Annotated in this window: 29 protein-coding genes; 10 read left to right on the forward strand and 19 right to left on the reverse strand. The window is 63.7% G+C overall.

The window, feature by feature from the left end:
* The first annotated feature begins 81 nt into the window (after nucleotides 1-81).
* Both Y708_RS0110595 and Y708_RS28355 read left to right on the forward strand, forming a co-directional pair.
* Nucleotides 82-345, forward strand: a complete 264-nt coding sequence (locus Y708_RS0110595) for a type II toxin-antitoxin system prevent-host-death family antitoxin (protein ID WP_028279920.1) — start codon at nucleotides 82-84, stop codon at nucleotides 343-345.
* Complete coding sequence (locus Y708_RS28355; RefSeq protein WP_081746696.1) at nucleotides 342-662, forward strand: type II toxin-antitoxin system RelE family toxin; 321 nt, start codon at nucleotides 342-344, stop codon at nucleotides 660-662. Before Y708_RS0110595 ends, Y708_RS28355 begins: the two co-directional genes overlap by 4 nt.
* Nucleotides 663-826: 164 nt before the next feature.
* Here the strand turns inward: Y708_RS28355 and Y708_RS30410 are convergent, their stop codons facing one another.
* Nucleotides 827-988, reverse strand: coding sequence for a hypothetical protein (locus tag Y708_RS30410; protein WP_216699772.1), 162 nt, complete (start codon nucleotides 986-988; stop codon nucleotides 827-829).
* 245 nt (nucleotides 989-1,233) lie between these two features.
* On the opposite strand from Y708_RS30410, the gene Y708_RS0110610 reads away from it, so the two are divergent.
* Complete coding sequence (locus tag Y708_RS0110610) at nucleotides 1,234-3,453, forward strand: ATP-dependent DNA helicase RecG (protein ID WP_028279921.1); 2,220 nt, start codon at nucleotides 1,234-1,236, stop codon at nucleotides 3,451-3,453.
* Between the two features lie 24 nt (nucleotides 3,454-3,477).
* Here the strand turns inward: Y708_RS0110610 and Y708_RS0110615 are convergent, their stop codons facing one another.
* Genes Y708_RS0110615 through Y708_RS31010 form a run of 3 tightly spaced genes read right to left on the reverse strand, consistent with a single transcriptional unit; the run spans nucleotide 3,478 to nucleotide 5,521 of the window.
* Nucleotides 3,478-4,335 carry a Fic family protein gene (locus Y708_RS0110615; RefSeq protein WP_155853815.1) on the reverse strand — a complete coding sequence of 286 codons (858 nt, stop codon included), beginning with the start codon at nucleotides 4,333-4,335 and terminating at the stop codon, nucleotides 3,478-3,480.
* On the reverse strand, nucleotides 4,328-5,065 hold the full coding sequence (locus tag Y708_RS0110620) for a helix-turn-helix domain-containing protein (RefSeq protein WP_028279923.1): 738 nt from the start codon (nucleotides 5,063-5,065) through the stop codon (nucleotides 4,328-4,330). Before Y708_RS0110620 ends, Y708_RS0110615 begins: the two co-directional genes overlap by 8 nt.
* 57 nt (nucleotides 5,066-5,122) lie before the next feature.
* Nucleotides 5,123-5,521 carry a class F sortase gene (locus Y708_RS31010; protein ID WP_155853816.1) on the reverse strand — a complete coding sequence of 133 codons (399 nt, stop codon included), beginning with the start codon at nucleotides 5,519-5,521 and terminating at the stop codon, nucleotides 5,123-5,125.
* On the opposite strand from Y708_RS31010, the gene Y708_RS31015 reads away from it, so the two are divergent.
* The gene (locus tag Y708_RS31015; protein WP_081746700.1) at nucleotides 5,514-5,918 is read left to right on the forward strand and encodes a hypothetical protein; all 405 of its coding nucleotides are present in this window, start codon (nucleotides 5,514-5,516) and stop codon (nucleotides 5,916-5,918) included. The two genes, Y708_RS31010 and Y708_RS31015, sit on opposite strands and share 8 nt — an antisense overlap.
* Here the strand turns inward: Y708_RS31015 and Y708_RS24290 are convergent.
* Entirely contained in the window at nucleotides 5,863-6,810 is a 948-nt protein-coding gene (locus tag Y708_RS24290) for a phospholipase D-like domain-containing protein (RefSeq protein WP_035775960.1), read from the reverse strand. The two genes, Y708_RS31015 and Y708_RS24290, sit on opposite strands and share 56 nt — an antisense overlap.
* Nucleotides 6,811-7,049: 239 nt before the next feature.
* Between Y708_RS24290 and rsmD the strand changes: the two genes are divergently transcribed.
* The 4 genes from rsmD to Y708_RS0110650 all read left to right on the forward strand — a co-directional run bounded on the left by rsmD (nucleotide 7,050) and on the right by Y708_RS0110650 (nucleotide 9,730).
* Entirely contained in the window at nucleotides 7,050-7,631 is a 582-nt protein-coding gene (gene rsmD / locus Y708_RS0110635) for a 16S rRNA (guanine(966)-N(2))-methyltransferase RsmD (RefSeq protein ID WP_028279925.1), read from the forward strand.
* 24 nt (nucleotides 7,632-7,655) lie between these two features.
* Entirely contained in the window at nucleotides 7,656-7,904 is a 249-nt protein-coding gene (locus Y708_RS0110640) for a type II toxin-antitoxin system HicB family antitoxin (protein ID WP_028279926.1), read from the forward strand.
* Nucleotides 7,898-8,242, forward strand: coding sequence for a type II toxin-antitoxin system PemK/MazF family toxin (locus Y708_RS0110645; protein ID WP_028279927.1), 345 nt, complete (start codon nucleotides 7,898-7,900; stop codon nucleotides 8,240-8,242). The genes Y708_RS0110640 and Y708_RS0110645 overlap by 7 nt, the downstream gene beginning before the upstream one ends.
* 150 nt (nucleotides 8,243-8,392) lie before the next feature.
* Nucleotides 8,393-9,730, forward strand: coding sequence for a UDP-glucose dehydrogenase family protein (locus tag Y708_RS0110650; protein ID WP_028279928.1), 1,338 nt, complete (start codon nucleotides 8,393-8,395; stop codon nucleotides 9,728-9,730).
* A 103-nt stretch (nucleotides 9,731-9,833) separates the two neighbouring features.
* Here Y708_RS0110650 and Y708_RS0110655 read toward each other — a convergent pair whose 3' ends face one another.
* From Y708_RS0110655 to Y708_RS0110715, 13 genes are all read right to left on the reverse strand, one after another.
* Nucleotides 9,834-10,124: a hypothetical protein gene (locus tag Y708_RS0110655; RefSeq protein ID WP_028279929.1), complete on the reverse strand. Its 291-nt coding sequence runs from the start codon at nucleotides 10,122-10,124 to the stop codon at nucleotides 9,834-9,836.
* A gap of 101 nt (nucleotides 10,125-10,225) precedes the next feature.
* The gene (locus Y708_RS0110660) at nucleotides 10,226-11,350 is read right to left on the reverse strand and encodes a phosphotransferase (protein WP_028279930.1); all 1,125 of its coding nucleotides are present in this window, start codon (nucleotides 11,348-11,350) and stop codon (nucleotides 10,226-10,228) included.
* Nucleotides 11,344-12,546 carry a phosphotransferase gene (locus tag Y708_RS0110665; RefSeq protein WP_028279931.1) on the reverse strand — a complete coding sequence of 401 codons (1,203 nt, stop codon included), beginning with the start codon at nucleotides 12,544-12,546 and terminating at the stop codon, nucleotides 11,344-11,346. The genes Y708_RS0110660 and Y708_RS0110665 overlap by 7 nt, the downstream gene beginning before the upstream one ends.
* Nucleotides 12,543-14,396, reverse strand: coding sequence for an ABC transporter ATP-binding protein (locus tag Y708_RS24295; RefSeq protein ID WP_051478892.1), 1,854 nt, complete (start codon nucleotides 14,394-14,396; stop codon nucleotides 12,543-12,545). The genes Y708_RS0110665 and Y708_RS24295 overlap by 4 nt, the downstream gene beginning before the upstream one ends.
* The gene (locus Y708_RS0110675) at nucleotides 14,393-15,523 is read right to left on the reverse strand and encodes a glycosyltransferase family 4 protein (RefSeq protein ID WP_028279932.1); all 1,131 of its coding nucleotides are present in this window, start codon (nucleotides 15,521-15,523) and stop codon (nucleotides 14,393-14,395) included. Before Y708_RS0110675 ends, Y708_RS24295 begins: the two co-directional genes overlap by 4 nt.
* Nucleotides 15,523-16,782: a glycosyltransferase family 4 protein gene (locus tag Y708_RS24300; RefSeq protein ID WP_051478893.1), complete on the reverse strand. Its 1,260-nt coding sequence runs from the start codon at nucleotides 16,780-16,782 to the stop codon at nucleotides 15,523-15,525. Before Y708_RS24300 ends, Y708_RS0110675 begins: the two co-directional genes overlap by 1 nt.
* On the reverse strand, nucleotides 16,769-17,995 hold the full coding sequence (locus Y708_RS24305; protein ID WP_081746701.1) for a glycosyltransferase family protein: 1,227 nt from the start codon (nucleotides 17,993-17,995) through the stop codon (nucleotides 16,769-16,771). The genes Y708_RS24300 and Y708_RS24305 overlap by 14 nt, the downstream gene beginning before the upstream one ends.
* A gap of 182 nt (nucleotides 17,996-18,177) precedes the next feature.
* Complete coding sequence (locus tag Y708_RS0110690; RefSeq protein WP_028279933.1) at nucleotides 18,178-18,468, reverse strand: DUF1540 domain-containing protein; 291 nt, start codon at nucleotides 18,466-18,468, stop codon at nucleotides 18,178-18,180.
* A gap of 129 nt (nucleotides 18,469-18,597) precedes the next feature.
* Nucleotides 18,598-19,368, reverse strand: a complete 771-nt coding sequence (locus Y708_RS0110695; protein WP_028279934.1) for a spermidine synthase — start codon at nucleotides 19,366-19,368, stop codon at nucleotides 18,598-18,600.
* Between the two features lie 2 nt (nucleotides 19,369-19,370).
* Nucleotides 19,371-20,240: a F510_1955 family glycosylhydrolase gene (locus Y708_RS0110700; protein WP_253905770.1), complete on the reverse strand. Its 870-nt coding sequence runs from the start codon at nucleotides 20,238-20,240 to the stop codon at nucleotides 19,371-19,373.
* Between the two features lie 79 nt (nucleotides 20,241-20,319).
* Nucleotides 20,320-20,934: a DUF305 domain-containing protein gene (locus Y708_RS0110705; RefSeq protein ID WP_028279936.1), complete on the reverse strand. Its 615-nt coding sequence runs from the start codon at nucleotides 20,932-20,934 to the stop codon at nucleotides 20,320-20,322.
* Between the two features lie 92 nt (nucleotides 20,935-21,026).
* Nucleotides 21,027-21,506 (reverse strand): DUF6153 family protein, encoded by a 480-nt coding sequence (locus Y708_RS0110710; RefSeq protein WP_028279937.1) that lies wholly within the window; start codon nucleotides 21,504-21,506, stop codon nucleotides 21,027-21,029.
* Nucleotides 21,507-21,558: 52 nt separating this feature from the next.
* Complete coding sequence (locus tag Y708_RS0110715; RefSeq protein WP_051478903.1) at nucleotides 21,559-22,797, reverse strand: aminotransferase class I/II-fold pyridoxal phosphate-dependent enzyme; 1,239 nt, start codon at nucleotides 22,795-22,797, stop codon at nucleotides 21,559-21,561.
* 67 nt (nucleotides 22,798-22,864) lie between these two features.
* Here Y708_RS0110715 and coaD point away from each other — a divergent pair, with 67 nt between their 5' ends.
* Entirely contained in the window at nucleotides 22,865-23,344 is a 480-nt protein-coding gene (coaD, locus tag Y708_RS0110720; RefSeq protein ID WP_028279939.1) for a pantetheine-phosphate adenylyltransferase, read from the forward strand.
* Nucleotides 23,345-23,429: 85 nt separating this feature from the next.
* Nucleotides 23,430-23,666, forward strand: coding sequence for a hypothetical protein (locus tag Y708_RS24310; RefSeq protein WP_051478894.1), 237 nt, complete (start codon nucleotides 23,430-23,432; stop codon nucleotides 23,664-23,666).
* 3 nt (nucleotides 23,667-23,669) lie between these two features.
* On the opposite strand, the gene Y708_RS24315 is transcribed toward Y708_RS24310, so the two are convergent.
* On the reverse strand, nucleotides 23,670-23,948 hold a 279-nt coding region (locus Y708_RS24315), incomplete at its 5' end, for a TOBE domain-containing protein (protein ID WP_164468591.1).

Raw genomic sequence — 23,948 nt, forward strand, 5'->3', positions numbered from 1 at the left:
TCGGACCGAGGGGCAGGGCAGCGGGCCTTCGCTCCAAGGTGCACCTACTTGGCACTGTGTACACAGTGTTACAATTAGCCAATGGAAACAGTAACTACCACCCTAACTACACGAGAGCTGCGGTCACAGCTCTCCGAAGTCATTGGTCGCGCTATGTATGGTCATGAACGCGTTGGTATCACCCGTAATGGAAAGCTCTCGGCGGTGGTGATTAGCGTGGATGACCTTGAGTTGCTGGAGCAGTTCGAAACGGCGCAGGATGTCGCTGCCTATCGCGCAGCGAAGTCCGAAGATGACGGCACCAGGGTGAGCCTTACAGAGGTGCGGAGCCAACTGCACGGATGAGCCATGCTGTCCAATTCACCACGGCCGCAGCACGGCAGATTCGGAAGCTTCCGCGTCAGGTAGGTTCGCGAGTCCTGGACGCCGTCGCCGCGCTTGAGAACAATCCAAGGCCTCCCGGCGCAACGAAACTTGTGGGGGAAGAAAATGCGTGGCGGATCAGGGTAGGGGACTATCGCGTAATCTATGACATTCACGACGACGACCTCATCATCACCGTAGTCCTGCCGTGCAGCCTGACGGGAAACCCCCAGCGCCGTAGCAATTTGGTTCCACGATCTACCATGCGCCCGAGCGATCTCCATGTTTTCAGACAGTAGTGCCTCGTCCGCGCGTACAGCTCGGAAGCGATCGCGATCTGCCGTAGATCATTGGCATCGTCCACCTGAGCGGTCTCAGGGTCCAGCTGGTCAGCCAGGTCCTCAAACCGGCTGGCCGCCTTCTCGATTTCATCGTCTGTGTGCCGAACCATGATTACCTCTCATCATAGAAATCCGTAGAACTTTCGCCGTAGCTGCACTGCGTGAATGACCACGGCGTCTTCGCCATCGACGTCCAGAACACCGATTTCCAATAGTGTTCCTTCTTCCCCCGGACCTATGAGCATCGTGGGACCCTCACCCATGGCGACCCGACGCATAGCCATGCGGACGGCGTGCCGGATGTCCCCTTCAGAAACGCCATGTTTCCACGCTGGCCCAACCCCACTAAATAGACCGGCGTGTATTCCAAGCTCACCGCCCGGCCCGCACCTTGTTGTCGCGCTGCATCCGCCGCCGTGTCAGTACCCTGCGCTAAGCTCGAAAAAAGCCGAGTCGCCGGGCACCACGGCCCACCGACGTAACCCACACCAGGAATCACGGTGCCCACCACAACCACAGCGCATCAACCATGCTGCCAGTAGACAACAGGCTCCCGGCGGAGCTGCAGGTCTCACTGGACCGCTCCATTGGCGGCCCCACAGCCAAGAAACTTGCCAAGCACCTGGACCTGCACACCGTGGGGCAGCTGCTCAACCACTTCCCCCGCACCTACCTCAAACGCGGGGAGCTCACCCCCATCTCCGATGTCCCCATCGATGAGGACGTCACGCTTATTGCCCGGGTGCAGTCCGCCAACTCTCGCCACATGCGCGCCCGCAAGGGCAAGCTGCTGGAAGTGGTCATCACGGACGACGACGGCGGCCGCCTGGGTGGCATGAGCCTCACCTTCTTCAACGGGTACAAGGCGGAAAAGGAACTCACGCCCGGAACACGAGCCATCTTCTCGGGCAAGACCACCGTCTACCGGGAGCGGCTCACCCTCACCAACCCCGGCTACGTGCTCCTCGAGGATGAGGACTCCGTAGATCCCGCGTTCCTGGAGCGACCCATCCCCGTTTACCCGGCATCGGAAAAAGTCACCAGCGATGCAATCCAGAAGTCCGTGACCACCATCCTCGACAACCTGGTCCACTCCCAGTTGAACGATCCCATTCCCCAGGCCATTGCCCGCCGGGACAAGCTGATGAACATCACCCAGGCGTATGAACTCATCCACCGCCCGCACGTGATCGAGGATGCCTACCGCGCCCAGCACCGGTTCCGCTACCAGGAGGCACTGGTCCTGCAGACCGCGCTGGCACGACGCCGGGCCCAGGCAATCAGGGAGGAAGCGACGTCGCACCCGTCCCGCGCCGGCGGATTGCTTGAGCAGTTCGACGCCCGGCTGCCGTTCACCCTTACCGACGGCCAGAAGACGGTGGGGGAGCAGCTCACCGCAGATCTGTCCCAGGCCCACCCCATGAACCGTCTGCTTCAGGGCGAAGTGGGTTCCGGCAAGACGATCGTGGCACTGCGTGGAATGCTCCAGGTCATCGACGCCGGCGGGCAGGCGGCCCTCCTGGCACCCACCGAAGTGCTCGCTTCCCAGCATTACCAATCCATCACCCGCACCCTTGGCCCGCTGGCCGAAGGCGGCATGCTGGGAGGCGCCGCCGACGGCACCCGGGTGGTGCTGCTCACCGGTTCCATGCCCACCGCGCAGCGGAAACAGGCCCTCCTGGAAGCGGCATCGGGGGATGCAGGGATCATCATCGGCACCCACGCGCTGCTCTCCGAAAACGTGCAGTTCTTCGACCTCGGGCTTATCGTGGTGGACGAGCAGCACCGGTTCGGCGTAGAGCAGCGCGATGCCCTCCGGTCCAAGGCCGCCACCTCACCGCACGTGCTGGTGATGACGGCCACGCCCATCCCGCGCACGGTGGCCATGACCGTGTTCGGCGACCTTGAGGTATCCACCCTTTCGGAGCTCCCGGCGGGCCGCGCGCCCATCTCAACCCACGTCGTCGGGCTGGCCGAGAACCCGCGCTGGCTGGAGCGCGCCTGGTCGCGTGCGCGTGAAGAGGTCGACGCCGGCCGCCAGGTCTATGTGGTGTGCCCCAAGATCGGGGACAACGAGGAAGACTCAACCGCCGTGGAACTCTACGAGGGGCCGCCACCCTCACGGTTCAAACAGGAGCTGTCCTCCGTCAATGAGATCTTCGAATCGCTTGGCTCGGTGCCCGCCCTCGAAGGCGTCAGCATTGGCATGCTGCACGGGCGCATGGATCCGGCGGACAAGGCGGAGACAATGGCCCGTTATAACGACGGCGTCATCCACCTTCTGGTGTCCACCACGGTCATCGAGGTGGGCGTCGACGTCCCCAACGCGACGCTGATGATCATCATGGACGCAGACCGGTTCGGTATCTCCCAACTGCATCAGCTCCGCGGCAGAGTAGGGCGGGGTGGCCACCCTGGAACGTGTCTGCTGGTCACCCAGCTTGAGCCCGAGCATCCCAGCCGTGAAAGACTCTCCGCCGTAGCCGCAACAACCGACGGGTTCGAGCTCTCGCAGAAGGACCTGGAGCTGCGGCGCGAGGGTGACATCCTCGGGTCCTCGCAGTCGGGGGGCCGCTCGGCGCTGCGTTTCCTGAAGGTCATTCAGCACGGCAAGATCATTGAGAAGGCCCGGGAGGACGCGCAGGAAATTGTCGCGGCGGATCCCGACCTGGTGGAGCACCCGGATCTGGCCGTGGCGCTGGACCTGTACCTGAACCCGGAGAAGGAAGCGTTCCTGGAGAAGGGGTGAGTGGCGCCCCCGCCCGGGCTGCATTCAACCGCGGGGACGGCAGCCCACGATGAACTGCATCAACGGCGTTGCATCAGCATCGCTGTAGAGCGTAATGAGGTGCTGATTGAATTCCAGCCTGCGATTGAACGGAATGGAAATCGCGTCAAGACCGGCCTGTAAGAGCTGTCCGTTCATCATCAGCCGCGATGTCCGTTTGTTTCCATCGAAGTAGAACTGCCGGCGCGTGCCAAGGCAAAAGTAGACAACTGCCCGCTCTGCCGGGCGATCAACCGAGGACGCCAGGTACTCCACACCGTGTCGGTACTCCGCGCGTAAGAGGGCTCCGCCGTCGTCGGAGCTTGTTGCGGTGAAACTTCCCATCTCGCCGAGGTTGACCGTGCCGCCACCGCGCACGCTTCCTTCGCCACGGAAGTGGCCGGCTTCAATTGCCTCATGCGGCGCCACCACAGCGTGCAGCGCGTCCGCGGTTTCCTTGGAAACCGAAAATCTTCCGTTCCGCACCAGATTATGCACCAGTTCCGTTGACTCGGCGAGGGCGAGAACCTGACGTTCGTCTTCCAGACGGTGTCCTCCCACAGTCACCCCTTCGAGTAGGGTCTGGACCTCGGGCAGGGTGTACGGGTTGCCTTCAAGCGCCGCCGCGTCCCAAACGTGTCCCGCAAGCTGTCCGCGGAACCTGGCCAAAGCACGATCAATCGGCATGTGCTGGATGCTGTGCCAGTCCACGGCCGACGAATCCCACGTGAATCCCATCGCCGCAACGCGGTCCGTCGATTGTTGCGGGCTATCCGGGCCGGGGCGTTGTTCGCGTGGAACGTCTGATCGCCGGGCGGTGTTGTAGTGGCTTGAACTCACACCCCATCCGGAATTCTCAGTCATTGCGGTGCTCCTGTTGCCATGTGGACGTCAACTGCTCGGCCTGGCTGACGGTCTCTTCCATTCCATAGCAGTCCATGATGATCTGCAACGGATCCGCCCAGGTGATGCCCCCGCGGTGCCAGGCCCCGTTTTCGCTGAACCCGTCGAAGGGAAGCAGGATGAACTGATGTGAGCCGGCGGAGTGATCCTCGACAACCCGGGTTGCCGCGCGCTGGTTCTCGGCGTAGATAAGGGTAGGGCCGGAGGTTTCCTCAGCGCCGATGGCCGCCGCAGCCGAGGACCCGCTCGCCGCCCAGCCGGACCTCGTGGCGGCAATCGTTGAGAACACGCGCAAAGTACTCCAGTCAGTGCGCACAGTTATTGAACCTGGACGAAGCGGGGCAGGAGCAGACCGTCCCGCCTCGCGGGCAAGACCGCGCGGGTTCGGGGCGCCGTCCCGGCTGGACCAGCGCATAAGCTCCTCGACCTTCTCCGAATCTTCGGCTAAAAACGGTTGCTCTGAGAGGATGCTGCGTGCCGCGCGGATCAGGGTTGGATCGCATAATGGTTCCGGGAAGGCTGGCAACTGCAGGCCGGCCGCCGCGAGGATTTTGCGGGCCGTTCCGAGCGTCGGGTCGATGCTGCCCTGCTGGATGCGCGTGACTGTCGAGGCCGAAACGCCGGCCCGCCTTGCAAGCTCTCGCTTGTTGTGCTGCGACGTGGCCAGGGCTGCGGAGACAGTATTTTGCATATAAACAAGTTTAGATGCCACGTTGCGTATAGGCAATGACAGTATCTGGCGGACCATTTACCACTTCGGCATCGCCGTCACAACCACATTCTTGCCCCACAGATCCTCGGTGTAACAACTGATCACCACGAGTCTGTTGGGCACGACGTCCCAGATATCGCTGTCCTTCAGTGTGTTTTTGTCATGCGTTGTCACCGAGTCGATCACGTACTCCAGTTTGCCCGTTTCGGTGGTCAGCGTGATGGTATCGCCGATCTTGGCGTCGCCGCTCAGCCGGTTAAAAGGGGCCTCACGGCCTTCCCAGCTGTGCCCGGTGATGTACGTGGTGTCCGTGGAACCGTCGCCCGGCTTCCCGAATGTTGTCAGCCAGTAAGCGTCATCCGTCAGCGGAGGCACGAGGGATTGGGACGCCTCATCCTCGGCTGTGGGAGTCAACGGCAGAATCTTCATGTCCATCCCGGCCGACTCCACCGTCAACCAGGTCGGTGCCGACACCGCAGGTCCCGATGACGGCCCGGGCTTCGACGGCGACGGCGACGACGACGACGGCGACGACGACGACGACGGCGACGGCGACGACGACGACGGTGGCGGTGACGCGCTTTCGCTGGGAGCGGGTGTAGCCGTTGTGCTGGCGGCAACCGGTTCGGCCGGTGTCTGCGAGGCCATTCCCGTTCCAGCCACCGCCGCAATGGCGATGCCCGCCGCCACAGCGAGACCCGCACCCCAGATTCTCAATCGTTGGATGGACCTGGGGCGGGAGGCAGCAGTGGCGGCGGGGTTTTGCATGGACTGGTTCAGCTGGTCTTGGACCTGTTGCGAAGCGCGAACGCACCTGCCGCAGACAACATGACGCCGGCACCTGCGAGACCGCCGAACAACAGAACGTTCCCGCCCACGCCGTCGTCGGCCGCGGCCGTCTGGATGTTCAGACCGCGGCCCTCAACGTTCGCGGCGACCGGAGCGGGAGCTGCGGGAGTGTTGGCCACAGCGGTTGCCGCGCAGGTCGCGATGACGGTGTCCACGAGGGACCGAATGGTTTCAGGATTGGTTCCTGGGCGGGCGCCCAGCGTGGCCAGCAGCGCCTCGGTGGTTTCGATGGCGGTGAAGTACTTGGTTTCCGCTGCTGCGATGGCATCGGTGAAGAGTGCCTCGCTCAACGCTGTCTCCGCGACGATCACGCTTTCCTCAGCGGCGGCGAACGCTGCCACTGCAGCATCGAGCCCCGTCTGCCGCTCGGTAACCGTCAACGCTGCTGCTGTCTCGGCCTCAGTAGCAGCGTCCACCTCTGCCTGGGCTATGGCGATTAAGTCGTTGTCGCCGTCTTCCTGCGCGGCAATGAGTGCTGCGTTTGCCGCCGCCAGCCGCACTTCCGCTTGAGCTTGAATGGCCACGGCCGCAGCGAGCTCAATGTCCGCCTGATCCAGGGTGGCTGCCGCGGTCTCGGCGGCCTGCAGCGCCGTTTCGAATTCCGCATACAGCGGTGCTGCAGCCAAGTCGGCGGCTTCGAATGCAGCTTGCAGTTCGAGGGCCGCGGCTTCGATCGCCGTGATGGAAACCTTGAGCTCCTGGACGAGGGCGAGGTCAACAGTCGCTGAGTCCAGTACAACGTTGAGAGCGCTCGTTGCTGAGATGCAGGCGGGTGAATCGGGGGCGGCGGTTGCGGGAGCGGCTGCGAAGAAGAGCGAGCCGCCCACCAGAGCGGCCGAAGAGCCAATGGACAGTAGGCATGAACGAGTTTTCATCGAAGGATTCTTTCCTTGAGGTGGCCCTCAAGTCCCCCTTGAGTGGCATCCGCCGTCGCACTTTCGCGGATGCGTCTGCTTCTCGGCTGAGCTAATTTGACCATGTGGACCCCTATTACACCAGTGTATTTTCCTCAGTTTTTCCGCAGTTTGGCGGCGGCTGCCGGCGGCATGATTTCGTGGACCCTGCCGCCGCAGGATCGCACCTGTCGACGGCAACGCCATTAGAGTAAATTCCCATGACCCGAATCATCGCCGGAGCAGCCGGGGGCACCACGCTGACCAGCGTCTCCGGGCAGACAACCCGTCCCACCACCGACCGCGTGAAGGAGGCTCTGTTCTCACGGCTCGACGCCTACAACGTGATCAGTGGTGCCCACGTGCTGGACCTGTTTGCCGGGTCCGGTTCGCTGGGGGTGGAGGCCGCAAGCAGAGGCGCGGCCACCGTGGACCTGGTCGAGTCTGCGGACAAGGCGGCTGCCGTGTGCCGGACAAACGGGGACCTGGTCAACAAAGCCCTTGGCTGGACGTGCGTCCGCACGCACCGCTCCAAGGTTGAGCCCTACCTGGACAAAACTGGCGCGGACACCCTGTGGGACCTCGTTTTCCTCGACCCGCCGTATCCGCTGGCCGACGGCCCGTTGGTGACCATTCTCGAGAGCCTTGTTCCGCACTTGGCCGAGGGCGCCGTCGTCGTTCTTGAGCGTTCCTCCCGGTCACCGGAACCGGAGTGGCCGGCCGGGCTGGAACGGTTCGCGGAGAAGAAGTACGGCGAGACGCGGCTTTGGTTCGCGGAGCCAGCCACCTTCTTGAATAGGTAGGTTATACCCGGTTATACTGAGTGGATGAAGACTGCAATCTCAGTTCCCGACGAGATCTATCATCAGGCCACCCGACGTGCACGCGCGCTTGGCATGAGCCGTTCAGAGTTTTTTGCGCGCGCTGCGGACGCCTATCTGCATCAACTTGATGCACGCTCCATAACGGAGCAGATAAACGAGGCGATCGGGCAGCAGACAGGCATTGATGATTCGTTGGCCGCGGCGGTGGCCGGCGGGCGCGCAACGCTGGAACGCAACACCGACGAATGGTAGTCGGGAGGGGTGGAATCTACTGGGTGGACCTCGGACCGGCTGTCGGAAGCCGCCCAGCGAAACGCCGGCCGGTCCTGGTGGTTCAGGCTGATTCCTTCAACACCAGCCGCCTCGCAACCGTGCTGGTCGCGGTCATCACCTCAAACACAGGCTTGTCCACCATGCCGGGAAATGTGTTTCTTCCTGCTGGGGCAACGGGTCTATCGAAGGACTCTGTGGTCAATGTGACAGCGCTTGCCACGGTGAACAAGGCGGAACTCGCGGAGCATGTTGGAGACATCCCCATGTCAGTGCTTCAGGACGTGGACCGTGGGCTTCGCGTGGTCCTGGACGTTTGACGCAGAACTACTTCTACGCTGCATCCAATGGCCAGCTGGATCTCATCTAACTCTCATCCAGGGTTCATCTTCACCCCATGGAGCGTGCGTAGCGTCAATGTCAGGTAGCGCACCGGGCGCCACCTGAAGTTCACACCTAAGGGGTCCCTTATGCGGTTGTCGGTCATCGGCTGCGGATATCTCGGAGCAGTCCACTCAGCCTGCATGGCGGAACTGGGGCACGACGTTGTCGGCATTGACATCGACCCCGCCAAGGTTGACGGGTTGAACGCCGCGGAGCCGCCCTTCTTCGAGCCGGGACTGCCCCAGCTCCTCTCGTCCTCTATCGCGTCCGGACGGCTCCGGTTTTCAACAGATATGGCCGACGCCGCCGGTTCCTCCGTGCATTTCGTCGCCGTTGGCACTCCACAGAAGCGCAACGAAAACGGGGCAGACCTCAGCCACGTCTACGCCGCCATCGACGCACTGATTCCACACCTGCGCCCCGGAGACGTGGTGGTGGGCAAATCGACGGTGCCCGTGGGGACAGCACGTGCACTCGCCGAGAAGATCAGCCTCCAGTGCCCCGAAGCGACGCTGGTGTGGAACCCCGAATTCCTGCGCGAAGGATTCGCCGTGCAGGACACCCTGGCGCCGGACCGGCTGGTCTACGGTCTGCCCGAACAGGACAACGGCGCGCAGCTCCTGCTCGACGAGGTCTACGCAAAGGCGCTCGCCGACGGCCAGCCCCGCCTGTTGATGGATTATGAGACGGCCGAACTGGTCAAGGTCTCTGCGAACGCCTTCCTCGCGACGAAAATCTCCTTCATCAACGCCATGGCAGAAGTCTGCGAAGCGTCCGGCGCCGACGTGTCCCTGCTGGCAGATGCAATAGGTCACGACGCCCGGATTGGACGTAAATTCCTCAACGCCGGCCTTGGCTTTGGCGGCGGCTGCCTGCCGAAGGACATCAGGGCTTTCATGGCCAGAGCCGGTGAACTGGGAGCCGACCAGGCACTGACCTTCCTGCGCGAGGTGGACTCCATCAATATGCGCCGCCGGTCCCGCATGGTGGACCTGACCCGTGAGGTGTGCGGCGGATCCCTGCTGGGCCAGCGCATCGCGGTGCTTGGCCTGGCCTTCAAACCAAATTCCGACGACGTCCGCGACTCACCCGCCCTCAGCGTCGCCGCGCAGTTGCAGCTGCAGGGAGCCTCTGTCACAGCCAGTGATCCGCAGGCTGTTCCCAACGCATCGAAGAGATTCCCCGATCTCAACTACACGAACTCGATCGAGGAGGCCGTCCGCGGAGCAGACGCCGTCCTGGTGCTGACCGAGTGGGAGCAGTACCGCGGAATCGACCCGCAGTGGCTTGCCGGGCTGGTGTCCCGTGCCGCCGTCGTGGATGGACGCAACTGCCTCGACGCGCAGACCTGGCGTGAGGCTGGTTGGACCTACCGTGCGCTTGGCCGCCCAAAGGTCCCGGCGATGGCTCCGGTTGTGGCCTGATGCGGCACTGTACCCACACTTCTGCCCACTGACTCGGCTCGTTCGGTGGGCAGGATGTACTCCTGCACACTCAGTTGCCTGTTTCAGTGGGCAGAAAGGATGTTCAACTTGAGCGGCTGCCGCGCCGGTTGACTCTGCGTGCCAGATCCGCCAGAGCGCCGCCGCCGAACACAACGGACGCAGCAACTGCGGCCAGCATCAGGTACATCCAGAGGACGTTACCCACGGGCGAGTCCGGGACCTTCAGCACCGCGAACCAGCCCAGCGAGGCGCCCACCCAGAAGGCGGCCACAACCGTCAGGACAATGAGCGCGGGAATGTATTCCCAGTGCATCGAGCGCTGGAATTGTGAGCTGTACGACCTGAAGTTTTCGGTGTTATTTTGAATCCCCATGGAGCCAGTATTGCGCCACGCGGCGTTCGGCGAACCGCGGCGCGCGCGACCGTTAGCGAATTGCTACTGCACCGTTATGCGGCGGTGACCGGCCGGGCGAATCAGGCGCACGCGGAACCCATATCGCGATCTGCCAGATCCGCCTCGGTCGCATCGAACCAGCGCGCGGCGAGCTCCCGGTGGGGAGGCCGGAACGCGTACACACACGCCAGCCGCAAAGCCGTTGCCGACGCATAGGCGCGCAGCCGCGGCCTGGGAACCTCCATGGCATCCGCCGCGTCCAGCACAGCCCGTCTGGCAACTGCGGCAGCATACTCGGGCAGCGTCCCCTGCAGAACCCGGAAATCGAGGTGTACCAACAGGTTGCCCAGATCCAGGGCGGGCTCCGCGAGCGCAAGCGTGTCGCAGTCAATGAGACCCACCGAGTTGCCCGCAGGGTTGAACAGCAACTGCTTATCGTGCAGATCCCGGTGTGCAAGAACGGCGGGCCCGGTTCCCGCCAACAGCAGGTGGGCAACCCGTGCCGCAGCCCTGTGCAGGCGGTCTTCCGCCACGGGGAGCGCCCCGAACGCCGCGGCGTGGGCAACCCAGCGGGACACAGTCACGCATTCGTCCCTTGCCGTGTGGGCAGCCAACGTGCCACCTGCCAGCGCTCCGCGGGAACCGCCGTCGGGCGGGGCCGTTACAGCCAGCCGCGGCCACCTCAGCGACCACAACTGCCACGCCCGTTGCCAGTGATCCTGGCTGTCGCTGCGCCGGTCAGGGAAGGCGGGCAGCCCACTGCCCAGGTCATGCAGACTGAGTCCGGGCACCGCGGTCACGGTCACGTTGCCCGCGGTCTGGTCGATCACCGCGGGCACCACAATGCCCGAAGCGGCTGCAAACCGCGTCATTGCATTGTGCGACGACGCAACCGAGCGCGCTTTTCCCCGGGCCAGGATCTTGGTGTATCCGTTGCTTCCGCGCACCACCGCCCGGCGCTTGTACCGGTGCACCAGAAGCGTGGCCTCTGCGGCCGCGCGCGGCAAGCCGACAAGCACCGGGTCTTCCCCATACGGAGCGACGCGCACCAGGCCTGAGGCATCGATTGAGCCGGCCCGGATTCGGCCGCTGTCCGCCTCTATTGCTTCGAAAATCAGCCGGCCGGCGTCACGCGGCCACGCCCGGTGCACAGTGAGGTTGCGGCCCTGCCGGTCGGGCAAAACCGACGGGACGTGAATCACCACAGGATCTCCTCTATCAGGTCCAGCCGGGCGGTCATGTCGCTCCGCCAGGTGGCCGAGCAGGCACGGAACGGTTCACGCAGCCGGTTGAGCAAATGAAACACCGTCCAGCCAAGGACTTCGGATGTGTTCACCGCGAACCGGCCGGAGCTGTAACCGTCAAGCAGCGCCGCGGTCCGCGGCAGCCCCAGCACATCGGTGGACGGCGGTAGCGGCATGGCGTGGAGAATTTCCACTGCCGCAAAGCTTCCCAGGTCCGACGCCGCAGCCCCGTAGGTGCAGCGGTCAAAGTCGGTGAGCCGTACCTCGTTCCCAGCGGTTAACACCTGGTCGGCGGAGAAATCGCCGTGGACCAGCGCGGCCAGGCCGGGACGCCGAAGCAGTGGTTCAAGACCGGTGTGCACCCGTTGGAGACGCTCGGCACTCTCGGGCAACAGGTGCGAGTTCTCCCGGATCAGCGAAGCCAGACGGCCGGCTGGTGCGCGCCAGGTGTGCGTCCCGGAAGCGGGAGGCTGGGCGTGCAGCAGCGCGAGCGCCTCGCCTGCAGCGTACGACGACGGTCCAGCCTCCGGAGTTTGCGGCACAGTGCTCAAGTCTCCGCTGCCGAACCAGGGGAAGTACTGCAGGTGCGCACCCCAGGGAAGGTTTGGGGGGTGGACCGGAGTGAGCACCGGGATGCCGCTGGCGGCAAGCCGCTCCAGCAGCGAATGGTCAACCGACCGGGAGGCTCCGGCCCGGCAGACCACGCTGCCATCCACCGCGAACACCACCCTTCGGAAAGGGTTGTAATTGAGCACCCTCACCGCCGGAGAAGCGAAAATATCCCGCATCCCATCACGGCGGAAAGGCTGCAGCGCCCGGTACAGCCGGGGGTCCAGGCTGATGGGACCGCTCACAAGGGTGCCGCCATCCAGGTCATCCTGCCCCAACTCAATCCGCTCCACCTCCAGTCCCTGAGTGTGAGCCCGGCGGAAGGTCTTCTCCAGTTTCCTTGAGGCGTGCTCACTGTGCGTTGCCGCCCAGCGGACGCCGCCGTCGTCGTCGTCGTCGTGCAAGCGTGTAACCGCCGAAACGCCGGGCTTCCAGCGCAGGTGGGCCGCGCTCACGGGCCTGCCCACCAGCCCACTAAGGCGGTCCTCGTCGAAGAGCGCGTCGAGGCCAGGGAGGGATGGATCAAGCTGTGTGCGCACCATGTTCATGCCGGGCCTCCCGCGACAGTTGCACGCTCAGCACGGCCGGCCGGCTGGAAAGCCGACGCCGCACGTTGCTGTCCCACCCACGATGAAAAGAGTGGGAAGCGCATCAGGTCCTCGGGCGTGCCGTCCATCAAAATGCGGCCGTCCTGCAGCCACACCACCCGGTCGCTCTTCAGAGCCACCGAGGCTTCATGGGTGATTGTCACAGTGGTCCGATCCTTTGTCAGTGTGGCGAGGCCGGCCAGGACCTCGGTGCGTGAATCGTGGTCCAGGCCGGTGGTGACCTCGTCGAGGATCACCACGGGGGAGTTGCGCAGGAGGGCGCGGGCAATCGCAATCCGCTGGCGCTGGCCGCCGGACAGCGTGCCGCCGCGCTCGCCGACCACAGTCTCGTAACCGTCCGGGAAATCGACGATGAACCCATGCGCGTGCGCCATCCGGGCGGCCTTCTCCACTTCATGGTCCGTGGCATCGACCCGTCCGTAACGGATGTTGTCCCGGATGGTACCCGTGAACAGCACCGCATCCTGCAGGACCAGGCTGACGTTGGACCGCAGCGAGGCCAGGGTCACCCCGCGCAGGTCCAGGCCGTCGACGTGCACGGAGCCGGAGACAGGGTCCATCATGCGCACCAGCAGTGAAACCAGCGTGGACTTGCCGGAGCCGGACGGCCCAACAATGGCGGTGTTCCGGCCGTCCCGGAGATCAAGGCTGACGTTCCGCAACACCGGGGGAGCATCGCCGTAGGATGCCGTGACGTTTCGGAAGCCGAGCCCGCCCCACACCTTGCCCAGCGGGACTGCGCCGGGGCCGTCCTTGATATCCACCTGTTCGTCAAGAAGATCAGCCACCCTTTCGCCGGACGCCGTGGCCCGGGCAATTCTTCCGGTGTATTTCGCGAGGTCCCGCAGGGGCTTCATCGCCGTCTTGAGGTACATCAGAAAGAGCACGAGGTCACCGGGCGTCATAGCGCCCTGCACCACCCGCCATCCGCCACCGGCAAGCACGACGGCGGTTGCCACACCCACGATGACGTCGGTGCGGCGCTCCAGCGCGGCTGCGAGACGGCGCGACTGGACGCCTTCCTTGAGCGTCTTCTGGTTACTGCTGCCGAAACGGTCGGCCAGGGTGCTTTCCAGGCCGTAAGTCTGGACCACGCGAATGGCACCCAGGCTTTCCTGCGCCGTGTTGGCCAGCGAACCCTCACCCTTGCGGGTCTTCCGGGCGGCTACGGTAATCTTCCCGGTGCTCAGTTTTGAGAGGAGCAGGAATCCCGCGCAGGCCGACGCCACCACGAGGGCCAGCAGGGGATCGAGCCAGAACATCACTCCGCCCATGGCCACCAGCGTGATGCAGTTGGCCAGCAAAGGAAGGCCGGCGCTGACCGCAACCTCCTGCAGCCTTCCAACATCTCCTACCAGACGCTGCACTGTGTCGCCGGTGCGTGCCGAGGAGTGGTAGCGCGAAGATAGCGACTGCACATGATTGAAGACGCTCCCGCGCAGCGACGTGGCAACCCGCGAGCCGGCCAGCGCAAACGCCAAGGTGGCGAAGAAATTACAGACCGCACGCATTCCAGTGAAAAACACCAGGGCACCGCCGCAGGCCAGGAGAAACAGGGGAGTGGCCTCCGGCCCGGTTCCCGCGATGTCCGCCCCGAGGCTGCGCGAGATGGCGTCGACAACGTACTTCACGGGCCACGGCTCAAGGATTCGGAACAGCACCTCGAAGAGCAGCGCCACCACGCCACCCGCCATCAGCTTCTTATGGCCGCCCAGATGGGGTTTGACGATGCCAAGCGTCCTGCGGAGAGGTTTTTGCTCAATGCCCTTTTTCACAGTGTCTTTTTTCACAGTGTGATGCCCTCCGTGATCCGTGTGAGGACGCCGGTCCAGCTGTGGCTGCCGGCGGCCATGTCTCGCGCCGCGGCGGACATCGCCGCCCGGGCCACCGGCGCGCTGGACAGGTCATCGATGGCCTCCGCGAGCTCCCGCGGATTGGACGGTTCAACCAGAAGCCCGGTGACGCCGTCGTCAATAATCTGCGGTACCTGCCCCACACGCGAAGCGACCACGGGCAGGCCGGCGGCGCAGTACTCGTAAATCTTCAGAGGCGAGAAGTACTGGTCCGCAGCATCGTCGGTGGCGGGGTAGGGGGCGGCGGCCAGGGCGCAGCCGGCCAGCTGGGCCGGAATGCTCTCCGGGGGAACAGCGCCGGTGAAGTGCACCCTGGCGCCGAGCTTCGCGGCGAGCTTTCGCAGGTGCGCACCCTGCGGACCGTCTCCGACCACGCGGACGGTCCAGTCCTGGGTGGACGCGGCCTGTGCCTCGATCAGGGTTTCGACGCCGTGCCACGGTTTGAGGGTTCCCACGAAGACCACGACGGGGCAGCCGTCAGCCTCGATCGCCGGCTGGATCCGCTCGACATTCACGCCGTTGGGGATGGTGTGAATGCGCGGGTGCTGCCCGGCGTCCACCCTCTCCCGCACCCACTGGGCAACGGGTTCGGACACGCAGACAATGCGCGCCGCGGCCGCCACCTGAGTCCGCAGGGTCTTGTAAGCGGCCTGTTCGTCATGGAGCGCGCGGTGTTTGCGCTGCTCGTCGATCAGCGGTGCGTTGATCTCAAGGAAACCCGGAATATCCAGGGCCTCCGTGACCCGGGCCAGACCATCGCTGAACAGCGAGTAGCGCTCGTACACCGCTGTGGCGCCGTCGTCGATAATCCGCTGCGCAAGGGTTGCCGCGGCATCGGCCTGGGCCTGCTCACGCTGCGCCCCGGAGCCACTGGGAAGGCGGTGGACCACCACGGGCACATCCGCGAGGTCGGCCGGGATGTCGTCACCCGTACGGGTGCAGTAGATTCCAACGTCCGCGCCGCGGTTACGCCACGCCCGGATGATCTCCTGGACATGAACCGAGGCGCCCTTGGAACCGAACACGGGAACGCCCGGATCAACGCACAGATAGGCGACGCGCATCAGGATGCCACCTGCTCATGAACCGGAGCGGCACCGGACAGTGCATGCTCACCCGTACACAGTTCCCGCAGCCTGGTCGACTGATTTCGGGCGTCGAAATTTCCCTCGATCAGGCTGCGCGCCGCGCGGGTCACCCCCGCGCGGTCGAACGCGGGGGAGGCTGTGGTGCGAAGGGCGTCCACCAAATCGGACACCACGCCCGCGCGGACCAGGAGCCCGGTGCCGCCTTTCAGGACCTCCGGAATGCCGGTGACGTCCGACCCGATGCACGGCACTCCAATGGCCATTGCCTCGAGCAGCACGGTGGGAAGGCCATCCGCGTTGCCGTCGGCGCCCACCACGCAGGGTGCGGCAAAAACATCGGCCCAGCGGAGCAGCTCCACTACTTCGCTTTGCGTGCGGGGGCCAAGCAGGGTGACGGTGGGGCTAAGGCCGAGGCTGCGGACCTGTTGGTCCAGGTCCTGCTGGAGTTCACCACCTCCGGCGATTCGAAGCTCCACTGGAATGCCCTGTCGGCCCAGGTCCGCAACGGCATCAATGAGTAGCGGAAATCCTTTCTTTTCAACCAACCGGCCGACGGCGGCAATCCGCAACGGGGCGTGCGGCGCCGTGGGCGCGCGGTAGGGAAAGCGGCCAAGCTCCAATCCGTTGTACACACGGTGGATCCCGGCGGCGTTCTCCGGAGAGAACGCGGACAGGAAGTCGAGGTTGTAATCGCTGACGGTCACGGTGTGATGGGCCCCTGCCAGCAGACGTTCGAGCTGCTCCGGGTCGACCAGCTCGTGAAAGATGTCCTTGGCATGGGCGGTGAAGGAGAACGGGATCCCCGTGATGGCTGAGGCTATATGGGCTGTGCGTGCCGCGATGCTCCCAAAATGGGCGTGCATGTGCGTGATCCCGCGTTGTGTCAGGAGCGTGGCCAGCTCGATTCCCTGATGCACTTCGCCGGGGTCAGAGTCCACGAGCTCTGGTAGCAGCCGGGCGAACTTGCCCTGAAAGCCCGGAATACCACGCTGCGCGGCGGCAACGATCGGCCACGCTTCCGACAGCTTGTGGGGCCGGGTGATGTAAGTGACCGGTGCCTGCACCCGTGCCAGTTCAGGGTGGAACCGAGGGTCCACGGGTGGCCGGAGCGAGAAGATTTCCAGCTGCTCGCCGGCCGCCTCCCGCGCGAGGATTTCCGTGACGATGAAGGTCTCGGAGAAGCGCGGGTAGATCTTGAGCACGTAGCCGATGCGGGGCGCGTCAGACGGCTGCATGGCTGTGCCAATCGGTGTGATGCGCGGCCGTGTTGGGCGCCGCGTTGAACTCGGAGAGCAGCAGGGTGGCGTAACGGCAGGCCGTCTCAAGTCCATCAAGCTGAATTCCCGCCCGGGAAACCACTGTGCCGGCCACGGATTCAAACCAGCGGGACAGCGCGTCGGCGGTGAACTGGTCAGGATGGCAGATGTCCAGCAGGTTGTGTTTCGCCAGCGACGCGGCCCTGATCAGCTGCTCCCGCCGCGGATGGGTCCGCGGCACAATCAGCGCCGGTGTATTGGTGCTCATGATCTCGCACACCGTGTTGTAGCCGCCCATCGACACGATCGCCGACGCGTCCTTGATCTCGGCGAGTGCGTCGCGCACCGATCCCAGCACTTCTGTGCGTGGACCCGCGGCGTCCTCAACCTGTGCCCGGTGTTCCTTGGGCATCTGGGGTCCGGTGACAATGATGTGTTGGTACCCGTGGGGAACCGTGGCCCGAGCCGCGGTGAGCGTAATGGCGAGGCCGTCGGAGCCGCCGCCGGCCATCGTGAGAAGGTAGGGTTTGGACGCTCCACTGGTGCGTCGTCGGGCCGGGCGGCCAGCGGAAAGGTAACCGGTGAACCGGACAAGATGGGCCAGGTCAGCGGGGATTTCGCCGGTGGTCACCGGATTGTGGACCGCGGGGTCTCCGTAGACCCACAGTTCATCGAAGCACCTGCGGAGCTGACGGAGATCGCCCAGTTCACGCCATTCGCGCTGTGCAACCTGGGGGCTGTCCAGCACCTCGCGCAGGCCGAGCACCACCTTGCATTTGGGCCTGTCTTCACGAAGACGGCTGAGCGCCTTGGTGAGTTCGCGGTCCACGCCAAAGGCGTGGCGGTCCACCACCACCAGGTGTGGCTCAAACTCTCGCAACACCGCGTTCATAATTTGTGAGCGCAGCCGGATGAGCTTCTTCTGTTTGATCGCAAGATTGCGGGGCAGGTAGCCGTCGCTGCCCTTCCGGATACCGGGGAGCACCACCCAGTCCCACCCGTCGGGAGCCTCAAAGCGGGTTGCAGTGGACTCACCTGTTACCAGCAGGCCGCTGACCACACGTCCTGTTGCCTCCGGAAGGCTTCGCGCAAGGGCATGAGCAAGCGCAAGGTTGCGGCGGGTATGCCCCAGTCCCTGTGAGTCGTGCGAGTACAGGACAATCCGCAGTTCCTTGGTCCCATTAGAAGCCATGGTGCTTCCCCAACTTTCCCTGCGGCGTTGTCGAATCTGCCGCAGGTTACCCATTCAGCCATGCCGCTATGAGACGGGGGTGAGGGAAGGATGAGAGACCTCTCATGCGCGGGGCGTGCACGTTTTCGGTGATCGACCAAAGCCGCTTGCGGCTGCTTAGAGATCCGTGAGTCGACTACCGCCTAGCGGGGTGCGTAGGAAAGGCAGTCGGCAACGTCCGCGCCGGAGCCGATCTTCACGTCATGCTTGTTGCACATCAGGTGGCTGTTATATGTGCATTCGGTCCGCTGGCAGGCGCCCACATGTGCAAGGACCATGGGCAGTCCGCCAGTCTGGGAAGTGTCGATGAACGTTGCGCAGGAGGCGTGCTCGGGACTTCCGCTGACAGTGATGGCGTACGCTGTGCAGCCATCGTGGTTGAACCCGCAGTTGTGGACGCTGCAATCGGAAACGCTGGTTACTTCCGTGGTCATGGTTGCTCCATCATCGCTGCGGTCGAAACGGTGTATTCAATGTACTGCTGATGACCAAATAATTCAGTACAAATCAGGCGAACAATAGCGCACATTAATGCATCGTAAATAACCGGTAATTGCACTTAGCTAATTCGCTGCGAATTCCTCAAGATCAACACCCGTCAGGACGGCGGCCGGATGCGGACCGGCTGCCAGCAGTGCCTCGGTCCAGGCCGGTGGCCACTGGTCCCGCACGGCCGCAAGCACAATATTGCCGGGATGCCGGCGGCTGAACATTGCCGCATCAGCCAGCGCGGCGGCGTCGTACCCGGTTTGATGCAGCAACCGCATCTGGCGGCGCGCGAAAGCAAGTGGCGGATCATCGCCGACATTGATCAGAATCACCCCGCCCGGGGCGGTCAGCTCGGTCAGCTCGCGGTAGAAGCCCGCATCGGCGAGATGCCCGGGCGCATCCGCGCCAGCGAAAACATCGAGGACGACGGCGTCAAAGGAGCCGGGCGGGAAGCGCGCCGCCGCGGCCCGTGCATCCTCGATGAGGATGGTGCAGTTGGTCCCTACGGGGAGCGGCAGATGCTCAACAACAAAGTCGAGGAGCTCACGTTCCAGCTCCACGGCAGCCTGCTCGGATCCAGGGCGGGTGGCCTGGACGTAGCGCGCAAGCGTCAGGGCGCCCGCGCCGAGATGGAGCACCCGAATGGGTTGGTCGGCTGGCTTGAACACGTCCAGAACGTTGGCGATGCGGCGAAGGTACTCGTAGAAAACGTTGCCGGGGTTGGCCAGATCGACGTGTGATTGTTGGGCGCCGCCGATACTCAGGATGAAAGCGCCGTCATTAAAGGCGTCGCCGTCGATCTCAGCGTGGGAGCCGATGTGACTGAGGAATTGGCTCGAATACATGCCTAGCTCCTTGGTGCAACCGGTGTGAAGGTTTGGCCGTCATCGGTGGATACTGACACTCCGGCTTGGGTGGCTACCCAGATTTCCAATGGCCCGTGACTGGTGGGATGTGCGGTGAACGCCGCCGGTGTTTCCCCGATGCTTCCGCGTTCCTCCCAGGTGGAGCCGGCATCTGGGCTCACGAAAATTCGGCCATCGGGAGAGACACCGGCGGCGGACGGGCCAGCGATCGCGGTTAACAGCAGCAGGGGTGCGTCGCTCACAGAATTCCAGGTCAGGCCGGCATCGGTTGAACGCTGCAGGCCCTGCTCTGTGGTCGCGAGAACCATGTTGCTGGTGGACGAACCCGCGAGGTTGAAAGGCTGGATGTCCGTACCGGATTCGGTCCATTCACTGCCGTCCTCGCTGGTCTTCACCTGGCCGTCGAAGGCGATGATCCGCCCTTCGGCCGTGGTGAGTGCGTGCAAGTCGGATTCGCCGGTCAGTGACACAGCATTCCAGGTGTGGCCGGCGTCGTCGGACCGAATAAGACCGACCGGGTCCGGCAGGTCGACGCTGGGACCCGGGTGGCCTGACGCGTACAAGGTTCCGTTTAGCCCGGAGGTGAAGCCCATCAGGTCGATCGTAGGGCCGATCTGCTGTGCGGGGTAGGCCGAAACGTCAAATAGCCCGTCATGGGTGGCAAGGAGAATACGGTTCGTTGACTCGTTGACGGTCATGCCGTGGATATGTCCGGTGGGGTAGCCGTTGTCCTCAGAGGCGTCGGTGGTAGGGGATGGAACTGAACAGCCGGTGAGGATGAGGGTGAGCGCGGCAGCTGACGCGCCTATTCCCTGCCGGACAGCGGGAATACGGGTGGCTTGTTTGGGCACGGAATACTCCAGGGATGTATGTGGGGAAGGGTGGAAAGCGGTGGTGGGACCGGACGGTGTCCCACCACCGCGGCTTGGGTTAGAGGCCCTGAAGCAGGGTATTCATTTCCTCAATTTCGGCCTGCTGCGTTTCCACAATCATCTCGGCAAGGACGATTGCATCAGGGTAGGCGCCGTTCTCGATTTCCTGCTGCGCCATCTCCACGGCGCCCTCATGGTGTGCGGTCATCTGAGTGAGGAACATCTCGGATGCTTCCGTACCTTCGGCGGACTCAAGCTCGGTCATCTGATCGCTGCTCATCATTCCGTTCATGCTGTCGGAGCCCATGTCGTGGCCCTCCGTGCCTTCGGATGCTTCAAGAGGCTCACCCCAAGCTTCAAGCCATCCCGTCATCGTGTCGATCTCGGGCGCCTGGGCCTCCTTGATCTGGGTTGCCAGTTCGGCGATTGCTGGATCAATGTCCGGTTTGGCCAGCATCAGGTCACTCATTTCTACTGCCTGCTGGTGGTGCGGGATCATCATCTGGGCGAACATGACGTCGTCGCCGTTGTGTTCGGCCGCGGCTTCGCTTGCGGAGCTGCTGGCCGCGGGCTGGTCGGGCGCCGGGATGGACCCGGATTCGGCGGCGCCGCAGCCAGCCAGCGCCAGGGAGGCGGCGAGGGCAAGGGCTGATAGGGAAAGGTTGCGGTTCATGGAATCTGTCCTTCAAATTTGCTGTTCGATCACGCTGATGGGCGTGAGACGTGATGAATTCGGGCGCGGAAACATGGCCGCGGCCACGGAATTTATGTCCGGCTGATCGAAAGCTGTGTGAGTGAAGGGGTTATACGCGACACGCAGGTGCGCTCGGTGAGCACAGGTGGCGCGCGTGATTGTCCGGCGAAAGGCACAATGCGGGTGCGTCGCAGATAAAGCCAAAGAGAACCGATTGCCATCAGCGCAATCACGCAGATTCCGGTCATGAGGCTGTTTTCACCGCAGGTATCAGCGCAACCGGCAGGCGATGCATCGGCGCTGTGACCGGGGACCTCCACCAAAGTTCCTGCGTTCTGAAGTCCCTCGGGAGCCGCCTCCGAGCCGAGCTGCACTGCAGGAGAAGTGGAGACGTGATGGCTGGTTGCTCCGTGCCCGCCCACCCACACATGCATAGCCAGAATTCCCGTAATCAGGGCGGCCAGCGCCAAAACCAGCAGGACAGGGCGCGACAGAGAGCCAATGCCGCGTGTCCCCACAGCCATGTGGACTGTTCCCGCCGGTGATTTCATCCCCTCCAGACTAACTGAGGGGACAAAATGAATCGAATGCAGGGGCGGTTACCTACAGGCGGTCCTTCAGGGTAGCGAGCCTCTCCACGGCCCGCTCAAGCACCTCGACCTTCTTGCAGAACGCGAAGCGAAGCAATGAGCGGGTGCGCTCCGCGCCCTCTGGATGGCAGAAAACCGGCACCGGAATGGCTGCCACGCCCAGCAGTTCCGGCAGGCGGCGGGCCAGTGCCGTGGAATCAGTGATGCCAAGCGGCGCGGTATCCACGTTGACGAAGTAGGTTCCGCCGGGGCTGAACACCTCGAATCCTGCTGCGCGCAAGCCCCCGCTCAACAGATTGCACTTGTACTTCAAAGTCGCCGCGATACCGGTGAAGAATTCCGTGTCGAAGGCCAGGCCGGAGGCGACCGCGGCCTGGAACGGCGTGCCGGAGCTGTAGGTGAGGAAGGATTTCACGGTGCGGACGGCGGCAACCAGTTCCTCGGGGCCGCTCAGCCAGCCAATTTTCCAGCCTGTGACAGAGAATGTTTTGCCCGCGGAGGAAATGGTGATGGTCCGGTCCCAGGCGCCTGGAAGCGTGGCGATCGGTATGTGCGGAACGTCGAAGGTGAGGTGTTCGTAGACCTCATCGGTGACGATGACTGCGTTATGCTTCTCGGCCAGGTCAACCACTTTCTGCAGCGACTCCTTCGTGAACACTGTGCCCATGGGGTTGTGCGGATTGTTGACCAGGATCACGCGGGTGCGGTCTGTCACTGCCTGCTCCAGCGCTTCAAGATCCGGTTGGAAGTCCGGAGCGAGCAGGGGCACGGTGGTGTGTCGTGCGCCGCTCAAGCCGATGACCGCGCCATAGGAGTCATAGAACGGTTCGAACGTCAGCACCTCATCACCCGGTCCTGTGAGGGCAAGGACGGTTGCTGCGATGGCCTCGGTGGCCCCGGTGGTGATGACCACCTCCGAATCCGGGTTGGGGGTCAGACCGTAGAAACGTTCCTGGTGTGCCGCGACAGCCTCGCGCAGCACCGGAAGACCCTTGCCGGGGGCATATTGGTTGGCGCCCGTACGGATGGCCTCGCGCGCGGCGTCGAGGATTTCCGTCGGCCCGTCCTCATCGGGGAAGCCCTGTCCAAGGTTGATTGCGCCGTGCCTGCCGGCCAGGGTCGTGATTTCTTCGAAAATCGTGACTCCCAGTTGCCCATCGGGAGCCAGGAGGTTGGCCCCTTGTGCTGTGCGCTGCCATGGTTGCGCAGTTTGTGCACCGTCGATGATGAGCCGCTGGGGTGATGAAGTCATGGGATCCAGTATGTCGTTGGTGTGTTGCATTGAGGAGATTCAGCCGCTGAATGGGTAGATTCGTTGTATGCGACGCGCCGTCTGTCCCGGATCCTTCGACCCCATCCACAATGGTCACCTGGAGGTGATTGCCCGTGCCACCAGTTTGTTCGATGAAGTGATTGTGGCGATTTCCACCAATCCGTCCAAGAAACACCGCTTCACCCAGGATGAGCGGGTGGAGATCGCCCATGAAACGCTCACCTACCTGCGGGGCGTCTCGGTAATGCCGATGGGGGAGGGCCTTCTTGCCCAATTCTGCCGGGCGCAGGGGGCCAATGTGATTGTGAAGGGCCTTCGGTCAAGCCACGACCTCGACTTTGAGCTTCCGATGGCAACCATGAACCGCCAGCTCGCGGGCGTGGAGACGCTGTTCATCCCTGCCGAGAGCAGCTACACGCACCTCTCCTCAACACTGTTGAAGGAGGTCGCGGCCCTGGGTGGCGACATCTCACCGTTTGTGCCGAAGGCGGTATTAAAGCGTCTAAAGCCCGACGACGCAGCCTGAGCAGCGGGGCATTCGGTCACCGCGATGTGGCATAGAATCGTGCCATCATCGCGGCCGATCTATGCGGCACCAGGAAAGAGGCATCGTGGAGGACAAAACCAGAATCGCACCGGAGGAACCGTTCCCGGAGGACCTTGAAGAACTCAAAGACAAAGACGTCGAGGCGCTCAACAGCAAGGTGACGCGGCAGTTGGATACTGAATACGTTGAAGAGGGATCCCCGAACCTTGAAACCCAGGTCCGGCGGGAAGAAGTCAATGAGGAGCTGGACCGGCGGGGAGACGACGAAGACGCTTCCATCAATCTGGAATCGTCAGCGTAGGGCCTAGCGGGGGTAAAGCGTCACCTCGGTCGACTTGACGGCAAAATAGACACCCATTCCGGGCAGCAGGTCGAGGTCCGCGGCGGCACCGGCGGTGATCTCGGCACTCAAGTGTCCTGCCCTGACGGTGATCAGCTCGCCCCGCGGTTCGAGGTCGGTGATGGTTACCGGCAGGACATTCCTCGGGCTTCCGGACGGCTGGTCCAGGTAGACGGCCACAGCACGCGGGCTGAAGGCTGCCGCGGCGTCTTGGCCGGCCGGCATCGACGGCTCGGCGCTTCG

Origin of the sequence: Arthrobacter sp. H5 (assembly GCF_000520595.1) — a bacterium.
Taxonomy (GTDB): domain Bacteria; phylum Actinomycetota; class Actinomycetes; order Actinomycetales; family Micrococcaceae; genus Arthrobacter_D.